This is a genomic window from Dechloromonas denitrificans, assembly GCF_020510665.1.
In the GTDB taxonomy this organism is placed as follows: Bacteria; Pseudomonadota; Gammaproteobacteria; order Burkholderiales; family Rhodocyclaceae; genus Azonexus; species Azonexus denitrificans_B.
The window spans coordinates 2,835,751-2,857,623 of sequence record NZ_CP075187.1; the positions used below are offsets into that span (position 1 = coordinate 2,835,751).

At 60.4% G+C, this 21,873-nt stretch carries 20 protein-coding genes and 1 tRNA gene; 9 read left to right on the forward strand and 12 right to left on the reverse strand.

Features of this window, described 5'->3' with window-relative positions; all coding sequences use genetic code 11:
• Positions 1–37: 37 nt before the first annotated feature.
• Genes glyQ through KI614_RS13455 form a run of 7 tightly spaced genes read left to right on the forward strand, consistent with a single transcriptional unit; the run spans position 38 to position 6,172 of the window.
• Complete coding sequence (gene glyQ / locus KI614_RS13425) at positions 38–982, forward strand: glycine--tRNA ligase subunit alpha (protein ID WP_203467540.1); 945 nt, start codon at positions 38–40, stop codon at positions 980–982.
• A gap of 2 nt (positions 983–984) precedes the next feature.
• On the forward strand, positions 985–3,099 hold the full coding sequence (glyS, locus tag KI614_RS13430) for a glycine--tRNA ligase subunit beta (protein WP_226406174.1): 2,115 nt from the start codon (positions 985–987) through the stop codon (positions 3,097–3,099).
• A 13-nt stretch (positions 3,100–3,112) separates the two neighbouring features.
• Complete coding sequence (gmhB, locus tag KI614_RS13435; RefSeq protein WP_226406175.1) at positions 3,113–3,661, forward strand: D-glycero-beta-D-manno-heptose 1,7-bisphosphate 7-phosphatase; 549 nt, start codon at positions 3,113–3,115, stop codon at positions 3,659–3,661.
• Positions 3,661–4,413, forward strand: a complete 753-nt coding sequence (locus KI614_RS13440; protein WP_226409355.1) for a lysophospholipid acyltransferase family protein — start codon at positions 3,661–3,663, stop codon at positions 4,411–4,413. The genes gmhB and KI614_RS13440 overlap by 1 nt, the downstream gene beginning before the upstream one ends.
• Complete coding sequence (locus tag KI614_RS13445) at positions 4,391–5,110, forward strand: M48 family metallopeptidase (RefSeq protein ID WP_226406176.1); 720 nt, start codon at positions 4,391–4,393, stop codon at positions 5,108–5,110. Before KI614_RS13440 ends, KI614_RS13445 begins: the two co-directional genes overlap by 23 nt.
• A 17-nt stretch (positions 5,111–5,127) precedes the next feature.
• The gene (gene gloA / locus KI614_RS13450; RefSeq protein WP_226406177.1) at positions 5,128–5,511 is read left to right on the forward strand and encodes a lactoylglutathione lyase; all 384 of its coding nucleotides are present in this window, start codon (positions 5,128–5,130) and stop codon (positions 5,509–5,511) included.
• A gap of 58 nt (positions 5,512–5,569) precedes the next feature.
• The gene (locus tag KI614_RS13455) at positions 5,570–6,172 is read left to right on the forward strand and encodes a hypothetical protein (protein WP_226406178.1); all 603 of its coding nucleotides are present in this window, start codon (positions 5,570–5,572) and stop codon (positions 6,170–6,172) included.
• A gap of 26 nt (positions 6,173–6,198) precedes the next feature.
• On the opposite strand, the gene KI614_RS13460 is transcribed toward KI614_RS13455, so the two are convergent.
• Together KI614_RS13460 and KI614_RS13465 are read right to left on the reverse strand one after the other, a co-directional pair.
• Positions 6,199–7,353, reverse strand: a complete 1,155-nt coding sequence (locus KI614_RS13460; protein ID WP_226406179.1) for a glycosyltransferase family 4 protein — start codon at positions 7,351–7,353, stop codon at positions 6,199–6,201.
• On the reverse strand, positions 7,350–7,769 hold the full coding sequence (locus KI614_RS13465) for a diacylglycerol kinase (RefSeq protein WP_226406180.1): 420 nt from the start codon (positions 7,767–7,769) through the stop codon (positions 7,350–7,352). Before KI614_RS13465 ends, KI614_RS13460 begins: the two co-directional genes overlap by 4 nt.
• A 98-nt stretch (positions 7,770–7,867) precedes the next feature.
• Here KI614_RS13465 and KI614_RS13470 point away from each other — a divergent pair, with 98 nt between their 5' ends.
• Complete coding sequence (locus tag KI614_RS13470; RefSeq protein WP_226406181.1) at positions 7,868–8,572, forward strand: hypothetical protein; 705 nt, start codon at positions 7,868–7,870, stop codon at positions 8,570–8,572.
• 45 nt (positions 8,573–8,617) lie between these two features.
• On the opposite strand, the gene KI614_RS13475 is transcribed toward KI614_RS13470, so the two are convergent.
• Positions 8,618–9,799 carry a glycosyltransferase gene (locus KI614_RS13475; RefSeq protein WP_226406182.1) on the reverse strand — a complete coding sequence of 394 codons (1,182 nt, stop codon included), beginning with the start codon at positions 9,797–9,799 and terminating at the stop codon, positions 8,618–8,620.
• Positions 9,800–10,585 (reverse strand): UDP-2,3-diacylglucosamine diphosphatase, encoded by a 786-nt coding sequence (locus tag KI614_RS13480; RefSeq protein ID WP_226406183.1) that lies wholly within the window; start codon positions 10,583–10,585, stop codon positions 9,800–9,802.
• Between the two features lie 127 nt (positions 10,586–10,712).
• On the opposite strand from KI614_RS13480, the gene purT reads away from it, so the two are divergent.
• The gene (gene purT / locus KI614_RS13485; RefSeq protein ID WP_226406184.1) at positions 10,713–11,912 is read left to right on the forward strand and encodes a formate-dependent phosphoribosylglycinamide formyltransferase; all 1,200 of its coding nucleotides are present in this window, start codon (positions 10,713–10,715) and stop codon (positions 11,910–11,912) included.
• Positions 11,913–11,951: 39 nt separating this feature from the next.
• Here purT and KI614_RS13490 read toward each other — a convergent pair whose 3' ends face one another.
• The 8 genes from KI614_RS13490 to phoR form a co-directional block, all read right to left on the reverse strand.
• Complete coding sequence (locus tag KI614_RS13490) at positions 11,952–12,839, reverse strand: HD-GYP domain-containing protein (protein ID WP_226406185.1); 888 nt, start codon at positions 12,837–12,839, stop codon at positions 11,952–11,954.
• A 12-nt stretch (positions 12,840–12,851) separates the two neighbouring features.
• Positions 12,852–16,247 carry a PAS domain S-box protein gene (locus KI614_RS13495; protein ID WP_226406186.1) on the reverse strand — a complete coding sequence of 1,132 codons (3,396 nt, stop codon included), beginning with the start codon at positions 16,245–16,247 and terminating at the stop codon, positions 12,852–12,854.
• A 13-nt stretch (positions 16,248–16,260) separates the two neighbouring features.
• Positions 16,261–17,448 (reverse strand): ABC transporter substrate-binding protein, encoded by a 1,188-nt coding sequence (locus KI614_RS13500; RefSeq protein WP_226406187.1) that lies wholly within the window; start codon positions 17,446–17,448, stop codon positions 16,261–16,263.
• Positions 17,449–17,450: 2 nt separating this feature from the next.
• Positions 17,451–17,846: a response regulator transcription factor gene (locus KI614_RS13505; protein WP_226406188.1), complete on the reverse strand. Its 396-nt coding sequence runs from the start codon at positions 17,844–17,846 to the stop codon at positions 17,451–17,453.
• Positions 17,847–17,870: 24 nt separating this feature from the next.
• On the reverse strand, positions 17,871–19,001 hold the full coding sequence (locus KI614_RS13510) for a PAS domain-containing sensor histidine kinase (protein ID WP_226406189.1): 1,131 nt from the start codon (positions 18,999–19,001) through the stop codon (positions 17,871–17,873).
• 205 nt (positions 19,002–19,206) lie between these two features.
• Positions 19,207–20,295 (reverse strand): tRNA (uridine(54)-C5)-methyltransferase TrmA, encoded by a 1,089-nt coding sequence (trmA, locus tag KI614_RS13515; RefSeq protein ID WP_226406190.1) that lies wholly within the window; start codon positions 20,293–20,295, stop codon positions 19,207–19,209.
• Between the two features lie 111 nt (positions 20,296–20,406).
• Positions 20,407–20,482 (reverse strand) — tRNA-Met (locus KI614_RS13520).
• Positions 20,483–20,578: 96 nt separating this feature from the next.
• Complete coding sequence (phoR, locus tag KI614_RS13525) at positions 20,579–21,871, reverse strand: phosphate regulon sensor histidine kinase PhoR (protein WP_226406191.1); 1,293 nt, start codon at positions 21,869–21,871, stop codon at positions 20,579–20,581.
• Between the last annotated feature and the right edge of the window lie 2 nt (positions 21,872–21,873).

Below are 21,873 nucleotides of genomic sequence, written 5' to 3' on the forward strand. Positions count from 1 at the left end.
TAAAATCCAAGGCTTTCCGTCTTTCCGAGTGCGTCCGATGACGACCAGCAACACATCCCCGAAGAAACCCACATTCCAGGAAATCATCCTGCGCCTGCAACAATACTGGAGCGCCCAGGGCTGCGCCCTGCTCCAGCCGTACGACATGGAAGTCGGCGCCGGTACCAGCCACACCGCCACCTTCCTGCGCGCCATCGGCCCGGAGCCGTGGAAGGCCGCCTACGTGCAACCTTCGCGCCGCCCGAAAGACGGTCGTTACGGCGAGAACCCGAACCGGATGCAGCACTACTACCAGTTCCAGGTGGTCTTGAAGCCGGCGCCGGACAATATTCTTGAGCTCTATCTCGGCTCGCTCGAAGCGCTCGGTTTCGACCTCAAGAAGAACGACGTGCGCTTCGTCGAGGACGACTGGGAAAACCCGACGCTGGGCGCCTGGGGTCTCGGCTGGGAAGTATGGATGAACGGCATGGAAGTGACGCAGTTCACCTACTTCCAGCAGGTCGGCGGCATCGACTGCAAGCCGATCACCGGCGAAATTACCTACGGTATCGAACGCCTGGCCATGTACCTGCAAGGCGTCGAAAACGTCTATGACCTGACCTGGACGGAAGGCCTGACCTACGGCGACGTCTATCACCAGAACGAAGTCGAGCAATCGACCTACAACTTCGAGCATTCCGACGTCGATTTCCTGTTCCACGCCTTCGGTGCGCACGAGAAGCAGGCGCAGCACCTGATGGGCGCCCAGCTCGCGCTGCCGGCCTACGAGCAAGTACTCAAGGCGGCCCACACTTTCAACCTGCTCGACGCACGCGGTGCCATCTCGGTGACCGAACGTGCCGCCTACATCGGCCGCATCCGCAACCTGGCCCGCGCCGTGGCGCAAGCCTACCTCGACTCGCGCGCCCGCCTCGGCTTCCCGATGGCTCCGAAGGAATGGGCGGCTGAAGTGCTGGCCCAGATTGAAAAGAAAGTTGCCTGAACATGACCGTCCAAAATCTGCTCGTTGAACTGTTCGTTGAAGAACTGCCGCCCAAGGCACTGAAAAAGCTGGGTGAAGTGTTCGCCCAGACACTGGCCAACTCGTTAAAAAATGCCGGTCTGACTGCGTCGACCGCAGCAGTCACCGCTTTCGCCTCGCCGCGCCGCCTGGCTGCGCACGTCACTGATGTCGCCGCTGTCGCCGCCGACAAGCCGGTCGTCCAGAAGCTGATGCCGGTCGCCGTTGGCCTCGATGCGACTGGCAATGCCACACCCGCCCTGCTCAAGAAGCTGGCCGCGCTGGGTGCTGATGCCTCTGCTGTTGCCGGCCTGCGCCGCGAAAACGACGGCAAGGCCGACATCCTGTTCTACGACAGCATGGCCAAGGGCGCCACGCTGGCCGAAGGCCTGCAAAAGGCGCTGGAAGCGGCGCTGTCTGCGCTGCCGATTCCGAAAGTGATGACTTACCAGCTGCAGGACGGCTGGAGCAGCGTCAATTTCGTCCGCCCGGCGCACGGCCTCGTCGCCCTGCACGGCACCGATGTCGTCGGACTCAACATCCTCGGCCTGACGTCCGGTCGTCAAACGCACGGCCACCGTTTTGAAGCGGCGGTCGATCCGGTTGTTTTCAACAACGCCGACGAATACGCTGCCAAGCTGGCGGCCGATGGCGCCGTAATCGCCTCGTTCGAAGCCCGCCGTGCCGAAATCGCCCGTCAGTTGCAGGCTGCCGCTGCCAAGGCTGGCCCCCACCTGAAGCCGATCGACGATGACGCGCTGCTCGACGAAGTCACCGCGCTGGTCGAACGTCCGAACGTGCTGATCGGCCAGTTTGAAGAGGAATTCCTCGCCGTGCCGCAGGAATGCCTGATTCTGACCATGAAGGCCAACCAGAAATACTTCCCGCTGCTCGACGCGGCCGGCAAGCTGACCAACAAGTTCCTCGTCGTCAGCAACATCTCGCCGGAAGATGCTTCCGCCGTGATCGGCGGCAACGAGCGCGTCGTGCGCCCGCGTCTGGCCGATGCCAAGTTCTTCTTCGACCAGGATCGCAAGAAATCGCTGGAAAGCCGCGTCGCCGGCCTCGGCAAGGTTGTTTACCACAACAAGCTGGGCACCCAGGGCGAGCGCGTTCAGCGTGTTGCCGCGATTGCCCGCGCCATCGCCGATCAGCTTGGCGGCGGTGCGCTGACGCAGCAAGCCGAACAGGCTGCCGTGCTGGCCAAGGCTGACCTGCTGACCGACATGGTCGGCGAATTCCCCGAACTGCAAGGCATCATGGGCCGCTACTACGCGCTGCACGACGGCCTCGCTGGCGAAGTGGCCGATGCGGTCGAAGATCACTACAAGCCACGCTTTGCCGGCGACAGCCTGCCGCGCGGCCAAGTCGGCACCATCGTCGCGCTGGCCGACAAGCTGGAAACCCTGGTCGGCATGTTTGGTATCGGCCAGATCCCGACCGGTGACCGCGACCCGTTCGCGCTGCGCCGTCACGCGCTGGGCATTATCCGCATGCTCAGCGAAGGTGACCTGAATTTGCCGCTCAACGCGCTGTTGACCGCAACAAGCCAAGCTTTTGCCGCGGTCGACGGCTTCAAGGCGGCCGATTCGGCGCTGGCCGACTTCATCTACGACCGTCTGGCCGGCAGCCTGCGCGACCAAGGCTACACCGCGCAGGAGGTCGATGCCGTGGTCAGCCAGCGTCCGCAACGTCTGGGTGACATTCCGAAACGCCTCGCCGCCGTACGCAGTTTCTCGGCGCTGCCGGAAGCTGCAGCCCTGGCGGCGGCCAACAAGCGGGTCGGCAACATCCTGAAAAAGGTGGATGGCACGGTCGACGCCAAAATCGACGTCAATCTGCTCAAGGAAGCCCCGGAAATCGCGCTGAATGCCGCGCTGGCCAGCGTCCGTCCGCAAGCCGACGCGGCTTTCGGCAAAGGCGACTACACGGCCTCGCTGCAGGCACTGGCCGCTTTGCGCGCCCCGGTAGACAACTTTTTCAACGATGTCATGGTCAACGCAGAAGATGCCGCCCTGCGTGCCAACCGTCTCGGCCTGCTCGCCACGCTCCATCTGGCGATGAACCAGGTCGCCGACATTTCCAAGCTGTCCACCTGAGTAGCGGAACGCCATGCCCACGAAACTTGTCATCCTCGATCGCGACGGCGTGATCAACTTCGATTCGGCCCAGTTCATCAAGAGCCCGGCCGAATGGAAACCGATCCCCGGCAGTCTGGAAGCCATTGCCCGCCTCAATCAGGCCGGCTACCGCGTGGTCGTGGCGACCAATCAATCCGGCGTCGGACGCAGCCTGTTCGACATGGACACGCTGAACAGCATCCACGAAAAGATGCACAAGGCGCTGTTCACTGTCGGCGGCCGGATCGATGCCATTTTCTTCTGCCCGCACACCGCCGATTCGGCCTGCGATTGCCGCAAGCCGAAACCCGGCATGTTCAAGCGCATCTCGGAAACTCTCAATGCCGACTTGAAGGGCGTGCCGGCCATCGGCGACTCGCTGCGCGACCTGCAAGCCTGCGCAGCGCTGGGTTGCCAGCCGATCTTGGTGCATACCGGCAAGGGTGAAAAAACCAAGGCCGAAGGCAATCTGCCTGAAGGGACGCTGGAGTTCACCGATCTGTCAGCCGCCGTCGACCATATCCTGAACGGGAGAAAATGATGAACGCACTGCGCTCCACCGTTTTCATGACCTGGGCGATCGCATGGTCGATCCTGACTGCACCGCTGGTCGTTATCGGCGCCTTGTTGCTGCGCGGCCTGTGGGGTTATCGCCTGGGCAAGTTGTGGCGGCTCGGCATCCAGTTCGGGGTCGAAAACATGCTCGGCATCCGCCCCCGCGTCATCGGCCTCGAAAACATGCCGGACGAACCCTGCGTCATCCTGGCCAAGCACCAGTCGGCCTGGGAAACCATGACGCTGCAGGACTATGTACCAAATGGTGCTTACTGCGTCTTCGTGCTCAAGAAGGAATTGCTGCGCGTCCCGCTGGTCGGCTGGGGACTGGCCGCCATGAAAATGATTTCAATCGACCGCAACGCGGGCAAGGATGCGCTCGATCAGGTTGTCGTCCAGGGCCGCGAACGTCTGCAACAAGGGTTTTACGTCATCATTTTCCCGGAAGGCACGCGCGTTGCCCCAGGCCACAAGAAACGCTACAAGGCAGGCGGCGCCTATCTCGCCACCCGCGTTGGCTGCAAAGTCGTGCCGATTGCCCACGATGCCGGCGAACTTTGGCCACGCCAGGCTTTCCTCAAGAAACCGGGCACCGTCACGGTCAGCATCGGCCCGGCTTTCGACGCAACCGGCCTGAGCGAACTTGAGGTCAACCGGCAAGCCGAAGCCTGGATCGAGGAAGAGATGCACCGCATCTCGCCGCACCGCTACGCGGATGCCCAGCACAACGCCACCTGAAACCAGCCATCGCATTGCCCTCGGTGATGCGCAAATCGCCTATCTGTTGCGACGCAGCCGCCGGCGAACCATCGGCCTGAGCATCGACCAGCGCGGTCTGCGCATCGCCGCGCCTTTGCGCGCCCGGCTCGGCGACATTGAGCAGCTGATTCAGGAACACGCCGGCTGGGTCCTCGACAAACTAACCCAGTGGCGCGAACGTCCGCCCCCCGAAAGACTGGCCATCGTCGATGGCACCCGCATTTCCCTGCTCGGCGAAACGTGGACCGTGGCATTCAGCGACATTGGCCGGCAACGCTGGCAATTTGCCGGAGGCACGCTTTATCTCAAGACGGCTGCCACGGTCGACGCCGCAAAATTGCTCGAAATGGCCCTGCGCGAAAAAGCACGCACGGTTTTCACCGAACAACTCAATTTTCATGCCGCCCGGCTGGGTGTCGATACGCCACCGCTGCGCCTGTCCTCCGCCCGGACGCGCTGGGGCAGTTGCGCCCATCATGGCGGCATCTCGCTCAACTGGCGACTGATCTTCATGCCGCTGGACATCATCGACTATGTCGTCTGCCACGAACTGGCCCACCTCAAGGAAATGAACCACAGCCCGCGTTTCTGGTCTGTCGTCGAACAACTTTGTCCGGACTGGCGCAGCCGGCGCCTCGAACTGCGTCAACTCGGCCGGCAAATCCCCCAATTCTGATCAGCAAGGACATTCACATGCGCATTCTTCACACCATGATCCGCGTCGGCAACCTCGATCGCTCCATCGCCTTCTACACCGAAATCCTCGGCATGCAGTTGCTGCGCCGCAGCGACTTCCCCGAAGGCCGCTTCACGCTGGCCTTTGTCGGCTACGGCCCGGAAGAGCAAGGCGCCGTACTCGAACTGACGCACAACTGGGACACGCCAAGCTACGAGCTGGGCAACGGCTACGGCCACATTGCACTGGCCGTGCCCGACGCGGCCGCTGCCTGTGCCGAAATCAAAAAGCGCGGCGGCAAGGTAGTGCGCGAAGCCGGGCCGATGAAGCACGGCACGACGATCATCGCGTTTGTCGACGACCCTGACGGCTATAAGATCGAACTGATCCAGCGCGGCTGACCGAGATCAAGGCCACGACCGTCAAGCCTGCGCATACTGCCTGGCCAAGGAGATCGAGATGGCCTTTCCCGACTATTTTTCACGCATTCCGACAATCACCGTGCGCGACCCGCTGGCCGACGTGCTGGGGGCCGCAAACGGCGGTTTGATCGAATACAGCTTCGCCGATGCCGTCAAACTCTGCGGTCACGCCTGCCCGACCGTGGCCGGCGCCTGGCTGATCGGCGTTAACGCGCTACGCGCACTTTACGGGGCTGAAACACCGGTCCGCGGAGAGATTGATGTTGCCCTGCCAGAAGCTGAAGAGAGCGGCGTTGCCGGCGTAACTGCCAGCGTTCTCACGCTGCTCACCGGTGCCGCCGGAATCGGTGGATTCAAGGGCTTGGCCGGGCAGTTCCGGCGCAACCGGCGCCTCTCGTTCGCCACACCGGCCATCTCGGGCATCCGCCTGACCCGCCGCGATACGGGGCAGAGCGTCGAATGCCAGCTCGACCTGAGCCACGTCCCCGGCGATCCTCGCTGCGGCCCCTTGCTCGGCAACATTCTGGCGGGACAAGCCAGCGAGGCCGAGCGCAATCTGTTCGCTCAGCTATGGCAGCAACGGGTTGAACGTATTTTGCTCGACCAGACCTGCCTGCCTGATCTGCTGGAACTCGAATAAGCCATCGAGAACCAGCCAATCTCGTCTCAGGCAGGGCAAATCAGCCCAGCACCGGAGGATCCCATCGCCTCACGGGCCACCGATTCAAAACGCTCAACCACACTCGCCCAGTTCCGCGGCATGATACTCAGCCGCGCAGCTGCGGCCAGTTCGCTCAACAAGAGAGGACCGGCTCGCGCCAGATCGAGTGCGGACTCAAGGTACTGCGTCTCGTCTCCCGGTGAGACAAGACGACCGTTCAACCCGTCACGAATCAGCTCGGCAGCAGCTGCACTGCGATAAGCAAGTACAGGCAAGCCGCTGGCCATTGCTTCGGCGACCACATTGCCGTAAGTCTCGCTCAAGCTGGGAAAGAGGAAAAAATCGGCACTGGCGTAGTGGGTTGCCAGCGACTCTCCTAAACGTACACCGGCGAAACAATGATCGTCATGACGCAGGCGCAGGGCAGCAGCAGCGGGGCCATCCCCAACCCAGATCAAGCGGGCATCCGGTCGAACCGACTGAATTGCAGCAAAGCTTTTTTCAACCAGCGCCAGGTTTTTTTCTGCTGCCATCCGGCCGACATAGAGACAAGCCAGGCCTCCTTCAGGAACCCCCCACGCCTGACGCAACAATGCCGAGCGGCGAGTCGGATCGAACAATTGCGTATCGACCCCGCGCCCCACCACACGCACACCACTCAACCCTTCGCCAGCCAAGTCGGCCGCCAGTGCTTCTGTTGGCACCATGGTTGCCTGAGTCCGCCGATGCAGTGTCCGCAGATAGGCAGCCACCGCCGGACGCAACCAGCCGACACCGTAATGGACGCTATAACGATCAAAATTGGTGTGAAACCCCGAGGTCACAGGAATACCGAGACGACGCGCCGTACTGACGGCAGACCACCCCAAAGGTCCTTCGGTTACAACGTGCACCAGATCGGGCCGCCGCAAGCGCCACTGGCGTGCCAGCATTCTCCCGGCCGGCAAACCAAATCGCAGGCCGGGATACCCCGGCAGCGGCAAGCCGGATACAGGCTGCTCAAATTCGCTACCGGTATCAGCAGCCCCCTGACGCGGCCGGATGACACTTACCCGGTGCCCGCGCTGACGCATGCCATCCACCAGGCGCCCGACCGTCATGGCGACTCCATTGACTTCGGGAGGAAATGTTTCGGTCACGAAAACAATATCCAGACTCATCGCAGAAACTCCACGAGAACGCAGGACCAGACGACCAGGACATTAACCAGGGAGACGAGTACCGCCGCACTGCCGATATCCTTGGCGCGCTTGGCCAGGCGATGGTTCTCCAGACTGACGCGGTCGACCACGGCCTCGATGGCCGAATTGAGCAACTCGATGACCAGGACAAAAAGGACGCTCGCCAGCATCAAGCCACGCCCCAGCCATGAAACAGGAAGCAGCAAGGCGAGCGGGATGAGCAATACCGCCAGGCGAACCTCCTGACGGAAGGCATCCTCGCAAAGATACGCGGCCTTGAGGCCGGCGATTGAATAATTAAAGGCATTCCACACCCGGCGCAAGCCAGTTTTGCCCTTGAATGGCGACTCATTGGCGGGATCGAGGCCAAGCTCGGAAGACGCAGGATCGTGCATGACACCTCCGGATAAAACATCAAGGTAATCAGCCGCTGCTAAGCTTTGATGACAAACGTTGTCATCAAACTGTCACAATGCCGCCCTACCATTGTTCTTTGCTCCATTCCCTGATCGTCATGCTCAAAATCAGCCTGTTTATCGTCGCATTTGCCATCTTGCCCAGTGCCTGGGCGGCCCGACCGATGGTTACCGACGATGCCCGCCTGACTGATGCCCAGGCCTGCCAGACGGAAAGCTGGATGCACCTCGGTCGCCAGCGCAATGAACTATGGTCGCTCCCGGCATGCAACCCGGGAGGCAATTTCGAACTGACCGTCGGCGGTGCATTGGCGCGCACAAGCGGCCAGATGGATAGCGGCGCACTGGTCGTCCAAGGCAAAACACTATTCAGGCCACTCACCACCAACAACTACGGCATGGGCCTCGCAGCGGGGTATACAACTGCGCCGGGCAACGGCCAGTCGGGCGCCACCTATTTCTATATACCGACCAGCCTCTCACTGGCCGACGACAGAATTTTTCTGCACACCAACCTCGGTGCCATCCGCTCACGCGAAGATCGAGAAACACGCCTCATCTGGGGAATCGGCAGCGAAATCCAGACGACCGAACGACTATATGCCATTGCGGAGAGTTACGGCCAGGACAAGGGCAGTGCCTTCGTCCAACTGGGCCTGCGTTACTGGATCGTCCCGAATCACATCCAGGTCGACACTACGTGGGGCAGCCAACTAGGTCACATCCGCGACGAACGCTGGCTATCGATCGGCCTGCGCCTGATTACGCCACCTTTTTTCTAAGGGCGACCAAGGACAGGCAAGCGGCGCAGGTTACTGCGCCCTTTTTCATGCTGCCGCGGTCAACGGGTCTTCAAGGCCGATTTCCGCCCTGACCAACTGGCGATAAAGTGCCGCCAATCGTGCCGCCATCGCGCTGTCCGACCACTCTTCGGCATACATGGGCGCTTCCTGGCGCAGATGCGACCAAGTCGATGGGCTATTCAGGTAGTGACCCAGAACCTCGCCAAAAGCCTTCGGCTCCGGCGGCGGCGACAGCGCGCCCCGCCCCGGCGCAAGAATATCGATGGTTCCCATATCGGCCAGCGCAATGACCGGCACGCCCGCCGCCATCGCTTCGAGCAGAACCAGCCCTTGCGTTTCGGTTCGCGAAGCAAAAACGAAGGCATCGGCGGCTGCGTAGCAATCCGGCAAGGCTTGCGCCCGGTCGAGATAACCGATGAAGCGAACCGAGTCGCGCAAACCAAGCGACTTGACCCTGGCTTTGAGATCCTCCATCGCCGGACCTTCGCCGGCAATGACCAGCAAGATGTCTGGCCGCAGGGCACGGGCATGAACCAGCGCATCGAGCAGAAAACCGATATTTTTCTCATGCGCCACGCGCCCGACGAAAAGCGCCATCGGCCGGGTCGACAAGATCCCGTACTTGTAGCGGAAAGCTGCGCCATCCCCTTGGGCAAACTGGCCGGTCGGAATACCGGTCGGCAGCACTTGCAAGGGCACGGTCACGCCGTATTCCTGCAAGCGCTGCTGCATCGCCGTCGATGGCACGACGACGCTGTCCAGCGCATTGCACTGGCGACGCGAGAAAGCTCGTGCCTGGCGGCGCAACCAGCCGGCCGGCAGGAAAGGCGCATAGTGCTGGAGATATTCCTCGAACAGCGTGTGATAGGTTGCCACGACCGGCAAACCAAGCTGGCGCGCGGCTTTCAGGCCGGCATAGTGGGCAACGAAGGGCGTCTGGATATGGATCAGGTCACAATCCACCGCCGCTTCAAGTACGCTGCGATGCATCGCCCGCCAGCCGACCAGCCGATCCTCCCGGTCACCGGGAATCGAACGACCGGCGACGCGGATGATTCCTTCCTGTTCGGCCTCATCGCCATAGCGCGGCACGACCAGGCGAACATCGACACCCAGCCCGTGCAATGTACGGCGAAAGGTTTCGATCGAGGTCGATACCCCGTTAACCCGCGGAAAATAGACATCGGACACCATCAGGACACGCATTCAAACCTCCACCACATCTGCCGCCGGAGCAGCCAGGGCCGGGAGATGACTGCGCATGCCCCAGGCCACGAGTTCTAGGCGACCATCGAAATGCTCGACGATAGCCGTACAAGAATCGACCCAGTCGCCGCAATTGACGTAACTCAGGCCGCCAATGTCGCGGATCGTCGCCCAGTGGATATGGCCGCAGATCACGCCATCCAGCCCGCGCTCGCGGGCATGGTGGATAGCCGACTCTTCAAAATCGAAAATAAAATTGAGCGCCGTCTTGACCTTGCGCTTGGCGTAGCCGGCCAGCGACCAGTAACCGGCCAGCCCAAGCTTGCGGCGCCCCCAGGACAGCCAGTGATTGAGCCGGACGAGCAGGTCGTAGGCCTTGTCGCCAAGCACCGCGACCCAGCGATGATGCCGCGTCACCTGGTCGAAGATGTCGCCGTGAATCAGCAGGAAGCGGCGACCGTCGGCCGTTTCATGGACCAGCTCACTGACCACCTCGATCTCGCCGAAAACGATGCCGCAGTAATCGCGCAGGGCTTCGTCGTGATTGCCGGGAATGAAGACGACGCGCTCGCCATGACGCGCCCGGCGGAGCAGTTTCTGGACCACGGTATTTTGCGGCTGCGTCCAGTGGATACTGCGGCTCATCGCCCAGAAATCGATGATGTCACCGATCAGGAAGGTCTGTTCGGCCGAATACTCGCGCAGGAAATCGAGCAGTTGATCCGCCTGGCACGCCCGCGTGCCGAGATGGATGTCAGACAGGAAGATGGATCTAACCTTGGGCATGTGGCGACGATAGCGAGGCGAGATGAAGCGCCAGTGACAACATCGTTTCAGCCAGATGACAGGAATCGTTGACGCTGCCGCGGTCGACGCTTAGATTCACCCGTTTTTACCGTTCCGGAGCAAACCAATGAAAATCGGCACCCCGCTTTCCCCCAGCGCCCTGCGCGTCATGCTGCTCGGCTCGGGCGAGCTCGGTAAGGAAGTGATCATTGCGCTGCAGCGACTGGGCGTTGAAGTCATCGCCGTCGACCGTTACGAAAATGCCCCCGGCCACCAGGTTGCGCATCGCGCCCATGTCATTTCGATGACCGATAGTGCCGCGCTGCGCCGCCTGGTCGAACAGGAAAAGCCGCACCTCATCGTGCCGGAAATCGAAGCCATCGCCACCGACATGCTGGTTCAAATTGAAAGCGAAGGCCTGGCTGAAATCATCCCGACTGCCCGCGCCGCCAAGCTGACGATGAACCGCGAAGGCATCCGCCGGCTGGCTGCCGAAGAACTCGGCCTGGCCACCTCGCCTTACCAGTTCGCCGATTCGCTGGCCGAGTTGCAGGCGGCGATCGATGGCGGCATCGGCTACCCGTGCATCGTCAAGCCGGTGATGTCCTCGTCCGGCAAGGGCCAGTCGCTGCTGCGCGGCCCGGCCGATGTGCAGACCGCCTGGGACTACGCGGCGAGCGGCGGGCGGGTCAATTCCGGCCGGGTCATCGTCGAAGGCTTTATCGACTTCGACTACGAAATCACCTTGCTTACCGTGCGAGCCTGCGACACAGCAGGCCAGGTACAGACATACTTTTGCGAGCCGATCGGCCATATCCAGGTAGCCGGCGATTACGTCGAATCGTGGCAACCGCAGCCAATGACACCCGCCGCCTTGCAGCGCGCCCAGGCAATTGCCGCCGCCGTCACCGGCAATCTCGGCGGGCGCGGCCTGTTCGGCGTCGAACTTTTCGTCAAGGGCGACATGGTGTGGTTCTCGGAAGTCAGCCCACGGCCGCACGACACCGGGCTGGTGACGCTCTGCTCGCAGCGCTTCTCGGAATTCGAACTGCACGCCCGCGCCATCCTCGGCCTGCCGGTCGATACCGCACTGTCAGAAGCCGGCGCCTCGGCCGTGATCTACGGCGGCATGGAAGCAACGGGCATCGCCTTTGAGGGGCTGGCCGAGGCGCTCAGCGTACCGCGCAGCGATCTGCGTCTGTTCGGCAAACCCGAAGCCTTCAAGAAGCGCCGGATGGGCGTCGCCGTGGCGAACGGACAAGATACCGATGAAGCCCGTCAGCGCGCCAAACTGGCGGCCAGCAAGGTCAAGCCGATTACGGCCTGATTTCGGCGTTAACCGCGGCAGTGCTGCGGTCAACCTGCCCTAGATGAACTTTTGCCACAAGCCGGCTTCGGGTGGCTGACCGAAGATCAAACCGGAGCGGGCGGCCAGTTCCGGCGTCGAAATCTCCTTGCGAACCTGCAGCAACAAGGGCAGATCGCGCTGAAAGGCGCGAATGATCTCCGGATCGAAACGACTCCCGCTACCGGAAACAACCATTTCGGCAGCCTTCTGGGGCAAGTACGCCGGTCGATAAGGACGCTCGGAACACAAGGCATCAAAGGCATCGATCACCGCCACGATCCGGCCACCCAAGGGAATATCCTCACCGCCCAGGCGTAGCGGATAGCCGGAACCATCAAAGTTTTCATGGTGCGACAGGGCGATTTCACCGGCCAGGCGCAGCTCGACAAACCTCGCTCCGTCAAGCAACTGGCTGCCCACCTGGCAATGCGCCTGCATCAAGCCCCGGTCGGCATCGTTCAACTCGGGGACTTGCCGCAAATGATCCGGCCAGCTGATTTCGCCGATGTCGAGCAAGGGAGCGGCGAGTTGCATGGCATCGCAGTACTCCAGTTCGTAACCCATCGACACGGTGAGCAAGGCCGACAGCACACCCATGCGGGCAATTTTGGCGGCACCGTCGCCGGCCCGGTATTCAGCCATCAGCGCCAGACGGTAAAGCGCATCGGCATGCACCTGCCCAACCTCGCGTCGGCTGCCTTCCCGCTGGTATTTGAGCAGGGCGATGTCCGCCACCATCCGGTGCATCTGGCTGTAGGCGCTGAGTTTTTCATTTTCGAGACGGTTCAGCGTTTCCAGCATGCCGGGGCGAGACTGCACCGGTGGAATATGAAGCAAGGAACTGTCATCAATGACGAATTCCGCATCAAACGGCAAGGCCACATTGTTCTGTTTAACGGCAGTCATCGAAAAGCTCCTTTATTGTGCGGGTTCAACCGGTGCGTCGTCCTGCCAGAGAGTCAGTTCGCCGTAAGCCTTGGGTTGCTTGGTTGAAACCTCCTGAACCGGGGCAACCGCGCTGTCGAGCGGCAACCACAGGGCAATCGTCGTACCCTGCCCGAACTGGCTGTCTACGCTGACCGAACCATGCAGGGCATCCATGATTTCCTTGACCAGCGACATCCCCAGGCCGGTGCCGGGAATATTGCCCGACGGATCGGCCCGGAAAAACCGTTCGAACAGGCGGTCGGACTGTTCCGGCGTCATGCCCATCCCATGGTCGCGCACCACCACACCGATCTGCTCGCCCCCACCCTGAGTGCGCCGGCTGACCGAAATTTCGATCGGCCCGCCATTCGGCGAATATTTGTATGCATTCGACAGGATGTTGATAATCGCCTGTTGCAGTTTGGCCGGATCGATCGGCACGACAGGCTGCAAAGCCGGTTCGACAAACTGCATGCGACCGCGGTCGCCATCCACATTCAGCGCCGCAATCGCATCATTGATCACCGGCACCAGCGGGTACGGCGTAATCTTGAAATCCTTGCCGGCCCTGGCCTCGATGCGCGCCAGATCGAGCAGTTCATTGATCAGGTCAGTCAGTCGCTTGGCCTGGCGATTGATGGTCCCCAGCATGTCGCGCGTCCGCTCCGGCCCGAAATCGCGCAACATGAGCAGTTCGGCGAATCCCATGATGCTGGCCATCGGTGTGCGCAACTCATGGGCGGCGGTCGACAAGAACTCGCTCTTCATGCGGTCGACTTCGGTTTCACGCGTCACATCGCGCAGATAGACGACAACCGAACTTCCTTCGCTCGGGCTATGCCAGCTGACCTGCAAGACACGCTGCCGGGGCTGCTGGATATGGATCAGATGCCGCTCCTCACCCGTCTCATGGTGGAGATTAAGCAGATCGGGAAAGCCCTGGGCAGGATCGACGCGCGACCGTAACAACGCGATGAAGTCGCGCGAAGACAAGCCGGAAGCTTCACCCGCCTTGATGCCAGTGAGTTGTTCGAAGGCACGATTGATGAATGAAACGACACCGTCGTTGTTGAAATAGGCGATGCCATCCGGCGTCAGCGTCAGGATGACATCGAGCTGCCCCATCAAGGCGATGATCCGATCGGATGCCTCGACCCGCTGTGTCACATCGACAATACTGCCGACCATGCGCAAGGGCTGCCCACCCGCGCCACGTTCGACCACGCGGCCATGGCTGGTCACCCAAATGCGCCGACCGTCACCCCGGATCATTTCATGCTCCAGCTCGTAATCCTCGGCCTCGCCGTCAATGTGGCGCCGGATCGCGGCAAACAGGCGATCGTGCCACTCATCCGGCAAATGGTCGGTAAACGAACTCAAGGGGTGCGCCCCGACATAATCGGCAGGATCCAGCCCGAGCACTGCAGCCCAGCTGGGGCTGGTGATCAGGCTGTCGTTGACCATGTTCCAGTCCCAGATGCCTTCATGCAGCGCATCGATGGTCAGGGCCAGGCGGTTTTCACTTTCGACCAGCGCCTGCGTGCCCTCGATACTGGCTGAAATATCGTTCTGAATCCCGATGTAGTGCGTGATCCGCCCACTGTCGTCGAGCAGCGGAGAAAGCTGCAGCTCATTCCAGAACATCTGGCCATTTTTCCGATAATTGCGCAGAACGACCTTGCAACTCTCGCCGTTGCGGATGGCCTGGCGCATCTGTCCCAAGGCAAAGCCCTGATCCTCATGGCGTCCTCCCTGCAACATGCCGCAATTCTTGCCAATCACCTCGGCGGCGCTGTAGCCGGTAATCCGCTCGAAAGCATCATTGACATAAAGGATGGGCTGATGCGCGTACAACATATCGACGATGACTACCCCGCAGGAGCTAGACGCCAGCGCCCGCTCGCGCAAACGCAACGATGCCTCCGCCTCGACGGTCGAGGTCACGTCCTGAATCACACCGGCGACACCGCTCGGCGAACCATTGGCATCCATGACCTGATGGAAACGATCAAGTACCCAGCGTTCGGCACCATCGGGACGAACGATGCGATAACGCAGTTCGGTTTCGCCTTCGGCCGACAGATTGTGTCTGGCCTCAAGCAGCCGTTCGACATCCGCCAGGCTGACCTGCTGCTCGAAAAACCCCGGATTTTCAAGAAAAGCCGAAGGCGGATGGCCGAATATCTTGGTCGAAGCCGGACTGATATAGCTGACCAGCGAAAAATCGATCGGCATCGAATAGATCACGTCATCGATGTTGGCCAGCACACTGGCCAGCCGTGCCTGCGTGCTGGCCAGCTCCTCGGTGCGCAACAGGACCGTGGCCTCCTGATTCTCGTAAATCTGGCGCAATGAAAAGACCATCTCGTTGAATGCCGTTCCCATCCAGCCGATTTCATCACGCCGCGTCACCGGCAGCTGGCTCAAGCCGGATGGGCCGGCCCCGGCAATTTCCATGGCGTGATGACTCATCTCGCTGAGCGGACGCACCACGCTTTCGGATATCTGGCGGCTCAGGTAAAGCGCAATCAGCAAGGTCACCAGCGCCACCACCGCCGCAACCATTTTCATTTTGAGCAAGGGGGCGTAGGCCACGTTTTTCGGCAATCTGACGGTCAACTTCAGCGGAAAGCCTTTTTCCGCAAGAACCCCATGCAAAATCTGTTCAACCATCAGCCAGTCGCCATCGCCGGCCGGTGCATTCGAAAATATCTGGCGACCGCCGGCATCCTGCAAAACAACAACCAGCGGCAAGCTTTCCGGGTTGTGCATGGTATTGATCACCCGTCCGGCAAGCTGTGACAGATCGACCTCCATGGCCAACGCCCCCTCGGTAAATCCGGTCGCCTGATAACGCACCGGATAAGCACCGTGCAGGACAACCCGATTCCCCTCGGACATCAGCTCGAACACCGCTTTTTCATGGCTCATTACGCTCTGCAACGCATTCTTTGCCACCGGCGGGCGCTGTTCGGCAGAGGCAACCACCTGCCCCAGCGCATCCAGGAGTTGCAGGGAAAGCAACTCGGGAAAGCCCTGACGATGCTCCAGCAGATAAGGGCGCAGATAGACCTGGCTCCCGACCGAGTCCGCCAGACCGTTGGCGACCAGGGTCCGGTGCGACAGTTTTTCGGTTTCGATCAGCAAACGGTCCAGATCGGATTCGATGCGCTGGGAAGTCAGGATGGCCATTGCCTCAAGACGCTGGCTGGCCGATTCCTGAACCAGCGAAAAGAGCTGCGGATAAGTCAGTGTGGCAAAGCCGATCAACAACATGGTCACCAGCAACTGGGTTTTCAGCTTGACACGATTGGCCAGACTGCCTTCATACCAATCGAAAAATCGGGCGCTGCTTTGCAGTAATTTGGCAACGACAGGGGTGTTCATCGTCGCACCCCACTCAGTTCTTTTCTATCCGCGACAATCGACCATCGGGCAGATAACGCGAGAAAAACAGATCGCGCTCGCGCAGGGCTTCATGGTTGTCGGCCGTGAATGGTTTCTCGTAGCGTTTGACCACCCCCTCAAATCGCCCCAACTGTTCCAGCGCCGACCGCACGGCCGCGCGATCGGCCGTGCCGGCCTTCTTGATGGCCAAGGCCAGCAAATGAGTCAAATCGTAGGCATGGGCTATGCCGACAGGCGATGGAATGGTATCCGGATGGCTCACCCCGAATGCTTTCTGGGCGGCCCGCGCCAGCGCCTTGCCGGACTCATTGCGCGCCGTGCCAAAGCTGTAGGTCTGGACAAGGACAAAATCAATTTTTTGCAGGCTGTCGCCACACAATTTGGGGAAATCCCCGCCGCTCACTCCCCAATGACTGATCACGGGCAGCTTCTGCGCATCCGGCAATTCAGCCAAGCCACGCACCAGCTGGGAACCTTCGCGCTCGTTGGCCACCAGAAAAATGGCCTGCGCCCCGGACTGGCGCAACGCCAGGTAACGCTCGATCAGGGTCGGATCGCCGCCCCAGTTGTACCACTCGGTCCCGCTAATCTCGATGCCGGCAGTATTGGCCTGCGTCTTGAGCGCCTGTGCCGTACTGCGGCCCCACGAAATATTCGGCAGCAAGACGCCCAGGCGCGTCAAGCCACGGTTGCGCGCCTGGCGCAACACCGCCGAGACGGCCATGCTGTCCGACAAGGAAAGACGAAAGGCCCAGTTGGGCGATTGCCCGTTCTGGGTCACGCCATCGGCCGCCGCCCAGGGATCGAGCAACACGATCTTGAGAGCAGGCAACTCCTTGACCTGCTCCAGCGCCACGGGGCTGAATTTTCCGGTCATCACGGCAACGACATCCGGCATGGCGGCAAAAGTCCGCAGGTTTTCAACACCACGGGCCGGCACCGAACGATTGTCCCGAACCAGCACCTCCAGCGGACGACCATTCAGCACCCCGCCGCGCTGATTGATTTCCGCCACGGCCTGAGTGACCCCAAGGCGCACGGCTTCATCGGAGGTGCTACTTAGATCGCCAACCTCAAGATCGAGGCCGATCTGTACCGGTTCGTTGGCCGCATGGACAGTACCGGCCAGCATCAGAAAGGCTGCGGCGGCAAGACGGCGCAATGCACGGCGGCTTTTCATGATTACACCGGCTGACGGTTGGATTTATCGAGCAAACCATCGACCGTATCAATCAACTCCAGCGGACTGAAAGGTTTGGTCAGGTAAGCATCGGCACCGGCCTGGTGGCCCATGTCAAAATCGGATTGCTGGCCGCGTGCCGTGAGCAAAACGACCGCGGTCTGCCGCAGGGCAGGGTCCTGCTTGATTTTCTGGCAGACCTGGTAACCGTCCAGACTGCCCGGCATCATCACATCGAGCAGGACCAGATGCGGACGCAGCGCCTTGACCATATGCCAGCCATTTTCGCCGTTGTCCGCCTCGTGAACCTCGCTGTTGCCAAGTTCCATGGTCATCTTGATCAACTTTCGGATATCGGCCTGATCCTCGACGATCAGAATGATTTTACGTTCGCTCATGCTGCTCTCCCGATTACTCTTCTCTTAGTTGCTATCTGTATTGGTGCGCTGACGCTGCATCAGGCGCATCAAATCTTGGGCGTAACGCCGGGCCTGCTCGGCATCCAGGTTGGGCACCACCGCATCACCCGGTGCGCCGGCCGGTAATTCAAGAACAAAGGCCGTAATCTCGTCGTCTTCTTCGGTCAGCTTCAGGCTGCCGTGGTGCAATTCGACAATCTGCTTGCACAGGGCCATGCCCAAGCCAAGACTCTGCAAAGGCTGCCCACCGGAAGCGCCTTTGGCTTGCTGGGAAAATGGCAGGTGACTGCGTGAGGCAGCCTGGAGCGGCAAACCACGCCCGTGATTGCGGATTTGCAAGCTGAGAAAATTGCCGTAGGGACGAGCGACCAGTTCAAGATCGGAACGAACCCGGCAATGCTTCAGCATGTATTCGATGTAGCCATAAAGCGCCTCGACCAGCCAGTCACGGCTGCCGTAAATCACGGGGAGCTCCTGGTTGACGCCGTTCATGTTGAATTTGATGTTGCGCTCATCGAGTAGCGGGCGCAGCCGCCGAATCAGTGCAGAAACAAGATCGAGCACCTGAATCCGCTCGGCGGCAACAACCGGCGACTTGGCAAAGACTTCGGCAAATGAAGCCAGCTGGATCACACGCGAAGCGATTTCCTCGCCCTGGCCGAGAACCTTGCGCACCTCTTCGGACAAGGCATAACGCGCATCAAGATCAGGCACGGTTGTAACCAGCAAAGCCCCAAGATTCTCCGAGAAGCGGCGCATCGGCTGAGCCAGTTCGACCGACATCAGATTGGCCAGATTGGTAATGATTGTGTCGAAGCGCGTCGCTTCGCTGACATTGCGCGCCACCAGCAGGTAGCCACCACCGACAGGAGATTCAAGCACCTTCAGCTTGAGCCGGTCGCCCTGGCAGGTCTTGCCCGGCGCCTCGATTTCGAACTCCAGCGGCAATTTGACGTAGCCACGACCAAGCGCCGCAAGCTGGACCTGAACGCCTTCGATCCCGAGCGGTTTGCCAAGCGTCAGATTGAAGAGCGATGTCGCGGCCACATTCGAAAAACGCACCACGCCATCAGGCGACAGAATCAGCAAGCCCTGGTCGATGCTATCGAAAAGAATTTGCAAATTGGCCGACATGGAAGAACCTCGCTACGCAGATGTTTATGACAAACTATTCGTATTTTACATTTTTGTCAATTTTGTTTTTTATTAATGAACAACTCATTTTTGTTGTTTTGTTATGTAGACCGCAACAATCCCCTGTCTGACATTCTTCCTCGTGATGAACGAAAAAAAGCCGATGGAAAAACCATCGGCTTCAGTTGGCCCGGGTTGAAAGTATTCAGCGCCGCTTGAGCAGCAACCCGGACTCCAGATGATGCGTATAAGGAAACTGGTCGAACACCGCCGAGGCGACGATCTGGTGCGTGGCCTGCAAGGCTGCGACGTTTTCCTGCAAGGTTTGCGGATTGCAGGAAATGTAAAGAATATGCTCGAAACCGGCAGCCAGCGCCAGCGTCGTTTCATCCAGCCCGCTGCGCGGCGGATCGACAAAAATGGTCGAGAACCGATAGCTGTCCAGGTCGACATCCTTCATCCGCGTGAAGACTTCCTTGCCGGTCAGCGCGTTGCTGATTTCATCGCTCGACATGCGAACCATCGCGGTGTTTTCAATCGCGTTGGCTTCAAGGTTGTACTGCGCGGCATAGACCGACGACTTGCTGACCTCGGTCGCCAGCACACGCGCGTACAACGGCGCCAGCGCCACCGTGAAATTGCCGTTGCCGCAATATAGTTCGAGCAGGTCGCCGCCCAGCCCGGCCGCTTGCTTGCAGGCCCAGGCAAGCATCTGGCGATTGACCCCGCCATTCGGCTGGGTGAAGCTGCCTTCGATCTGCTTGTAGCGCAGCTGTCGGCCGTTCAGTTCAAACGCTTCGAGCACCCAGTCGCGGTCGACGACGATTTTCTGGCCACGGCTGCGGCCGATCAACTGGATGTTCAATTCTGCGGCCAAGGCACGCGCCGCCGCTTCCCATTCGTCGTCCAGCTTGCGGTGATAAATCAGCGTGACGAGCAACTCGCCGCTCAGCGTCGACAGGAAATCGATCTGGAACAAGCGATGCTTCAAGGTCTCGCTGGCGATCAGGCGATCGCGCAGGATCGGCATCATCGTGCAGATCGTTTCGCTAGCCACCGGAAAGGTATCGAGAATCACCGGCTGCTTCGGCCGCTCGGCATCGAACATCGCGTAATCGACCCGTGCGTCCTGATGCCACATGCGGAATTCGGCACGCATCCGGTAATGCTGCGGCGCCGAGCAGAAAACCTCGGGCTCGGGCAAACCATAGGGAGCGAATGACTGCTTGAAGAGATCAAGCTTGGCGGCCAGTTGAGCCGCGTACTGAGTGGGGTCGATGCCGGGAAGTGCCATGATGTCCGGGGAGGAAATGGGGAACCCAAAAAGCAAAATGGCCAGCAAATTTGCCGGCCGCTTCTCGCTTGTTTCCCTGACGAATCTGGCAATTAAGCCAGCAAAATTAATTGGTTGCGGGAGCAGGACTTGAACCTGCGACCTTCGGGTTATGAGCCCGACGAGCTGCCAACTGCTCCATCCCGCGTCCGTCAGAGGTGCGCACTATCCAGCATGCGGAACCTTACGTCAAGCTTAATCGTAAAATATATTATTCGACGACATGCCATCCGTTTAAAACAACTCAGACGCCGACCACCCGACTGGCTGGAAAACGTGCGGCAAAGCGACTGCCAACGCCCGGCGTGCTTTTGATATCGAGCTGTGCCTGATGGCGATTGAGCGAATGCTTGACGATGGCCAACCCCAGCCCGGTGCCGCCGGCATCACGCGATCTGCCGCGGTCGACGCGATAAAACCGCTCGGTCAGCCGTGGGATGTGCTTGGCGTCGATCCCGATCCCGGTATCCTGCACCGCAAACTCGGCGCTCTGGGTATTGGCTCGCCAGCTGATCCGCACCGTTCCGCCGGTTGGCGTATAGCGGACGGCATTCGCCACCAGGTTGCCGAAAGCACTGACCAGCTCAGGCTCGGAGCCACGCAGGTCACCCTGGCCATCCGTTTCGATCACGATGCTGTGCCGCCCGGCCGAAAGTGCCTCGGCATCGCGCCGCAGTTTGTCGACGATATTAGCCATATCGACGATTTCACTCTCCGGTGGCGGCGCCGACTCGATCGAGGAAAGCGTCAGCAAATCCTGGACGATCGATTCCATGCGGCGTGACTGGTCAATCATCATGCCGAGATAACGTGCCTGCTCGTCGCGGTCGACCTCGATTTCCTGCAAGGTTTCAAGGAAACCGGCCAGCACGGTGAGCGGGGTACGCAATTCATGCGAAACGTTGGCCACGAAATCGCGCCGCATGCGATCCAGCAAATCGGTCTGCGTCACATCCTTGATCTGCATCAGCCGGCGGTCGCCGGCGTAGGGGATGACGAAAATCGAGAGGACGCGATCCTCGCTCCGTTCGGTCCTCAAAGTCAGCGGTCGCGAGAAATCGTTGCTGCCGAGATAATTGACGAACTCCGGCTGGCGCACCAGATTGACGACAGGCTGCCCCCGATCCGTACGAATCACCAGGCCAAGCTGCATTTCTGCCGTCGTATTGCAAAACAGAATCAGATTGTTGGCATCCAGCAGGACGACCCCGTCGGTCAATGCCTGTCCGGCCGCAATCAGCATGCTGATTTCGTGATCGCGCTGGGCCAGCTTGGTGCGCAAATCCTTCTCGTGGCGATAGAGACGACCGAAAACACCATCCCAGGCACCTTCGCCTTCCAGGCTGCTATCGACGACCGGCGACCGCGACCAGCGTTCCAGACGGGCGAAGTTGCGAAAGTGGAAAGCCAGTTGCAGCCCCAGGCCACAGCAAAAGACGGCCCAGCCAGCCCAATGGGCCACGAAATAGCCAACGGGCAGCGCCAGAAGCGCCGCCAGCAAAGCCAGCAAAACTGCCCGAATCAGTTGTGACGACACCC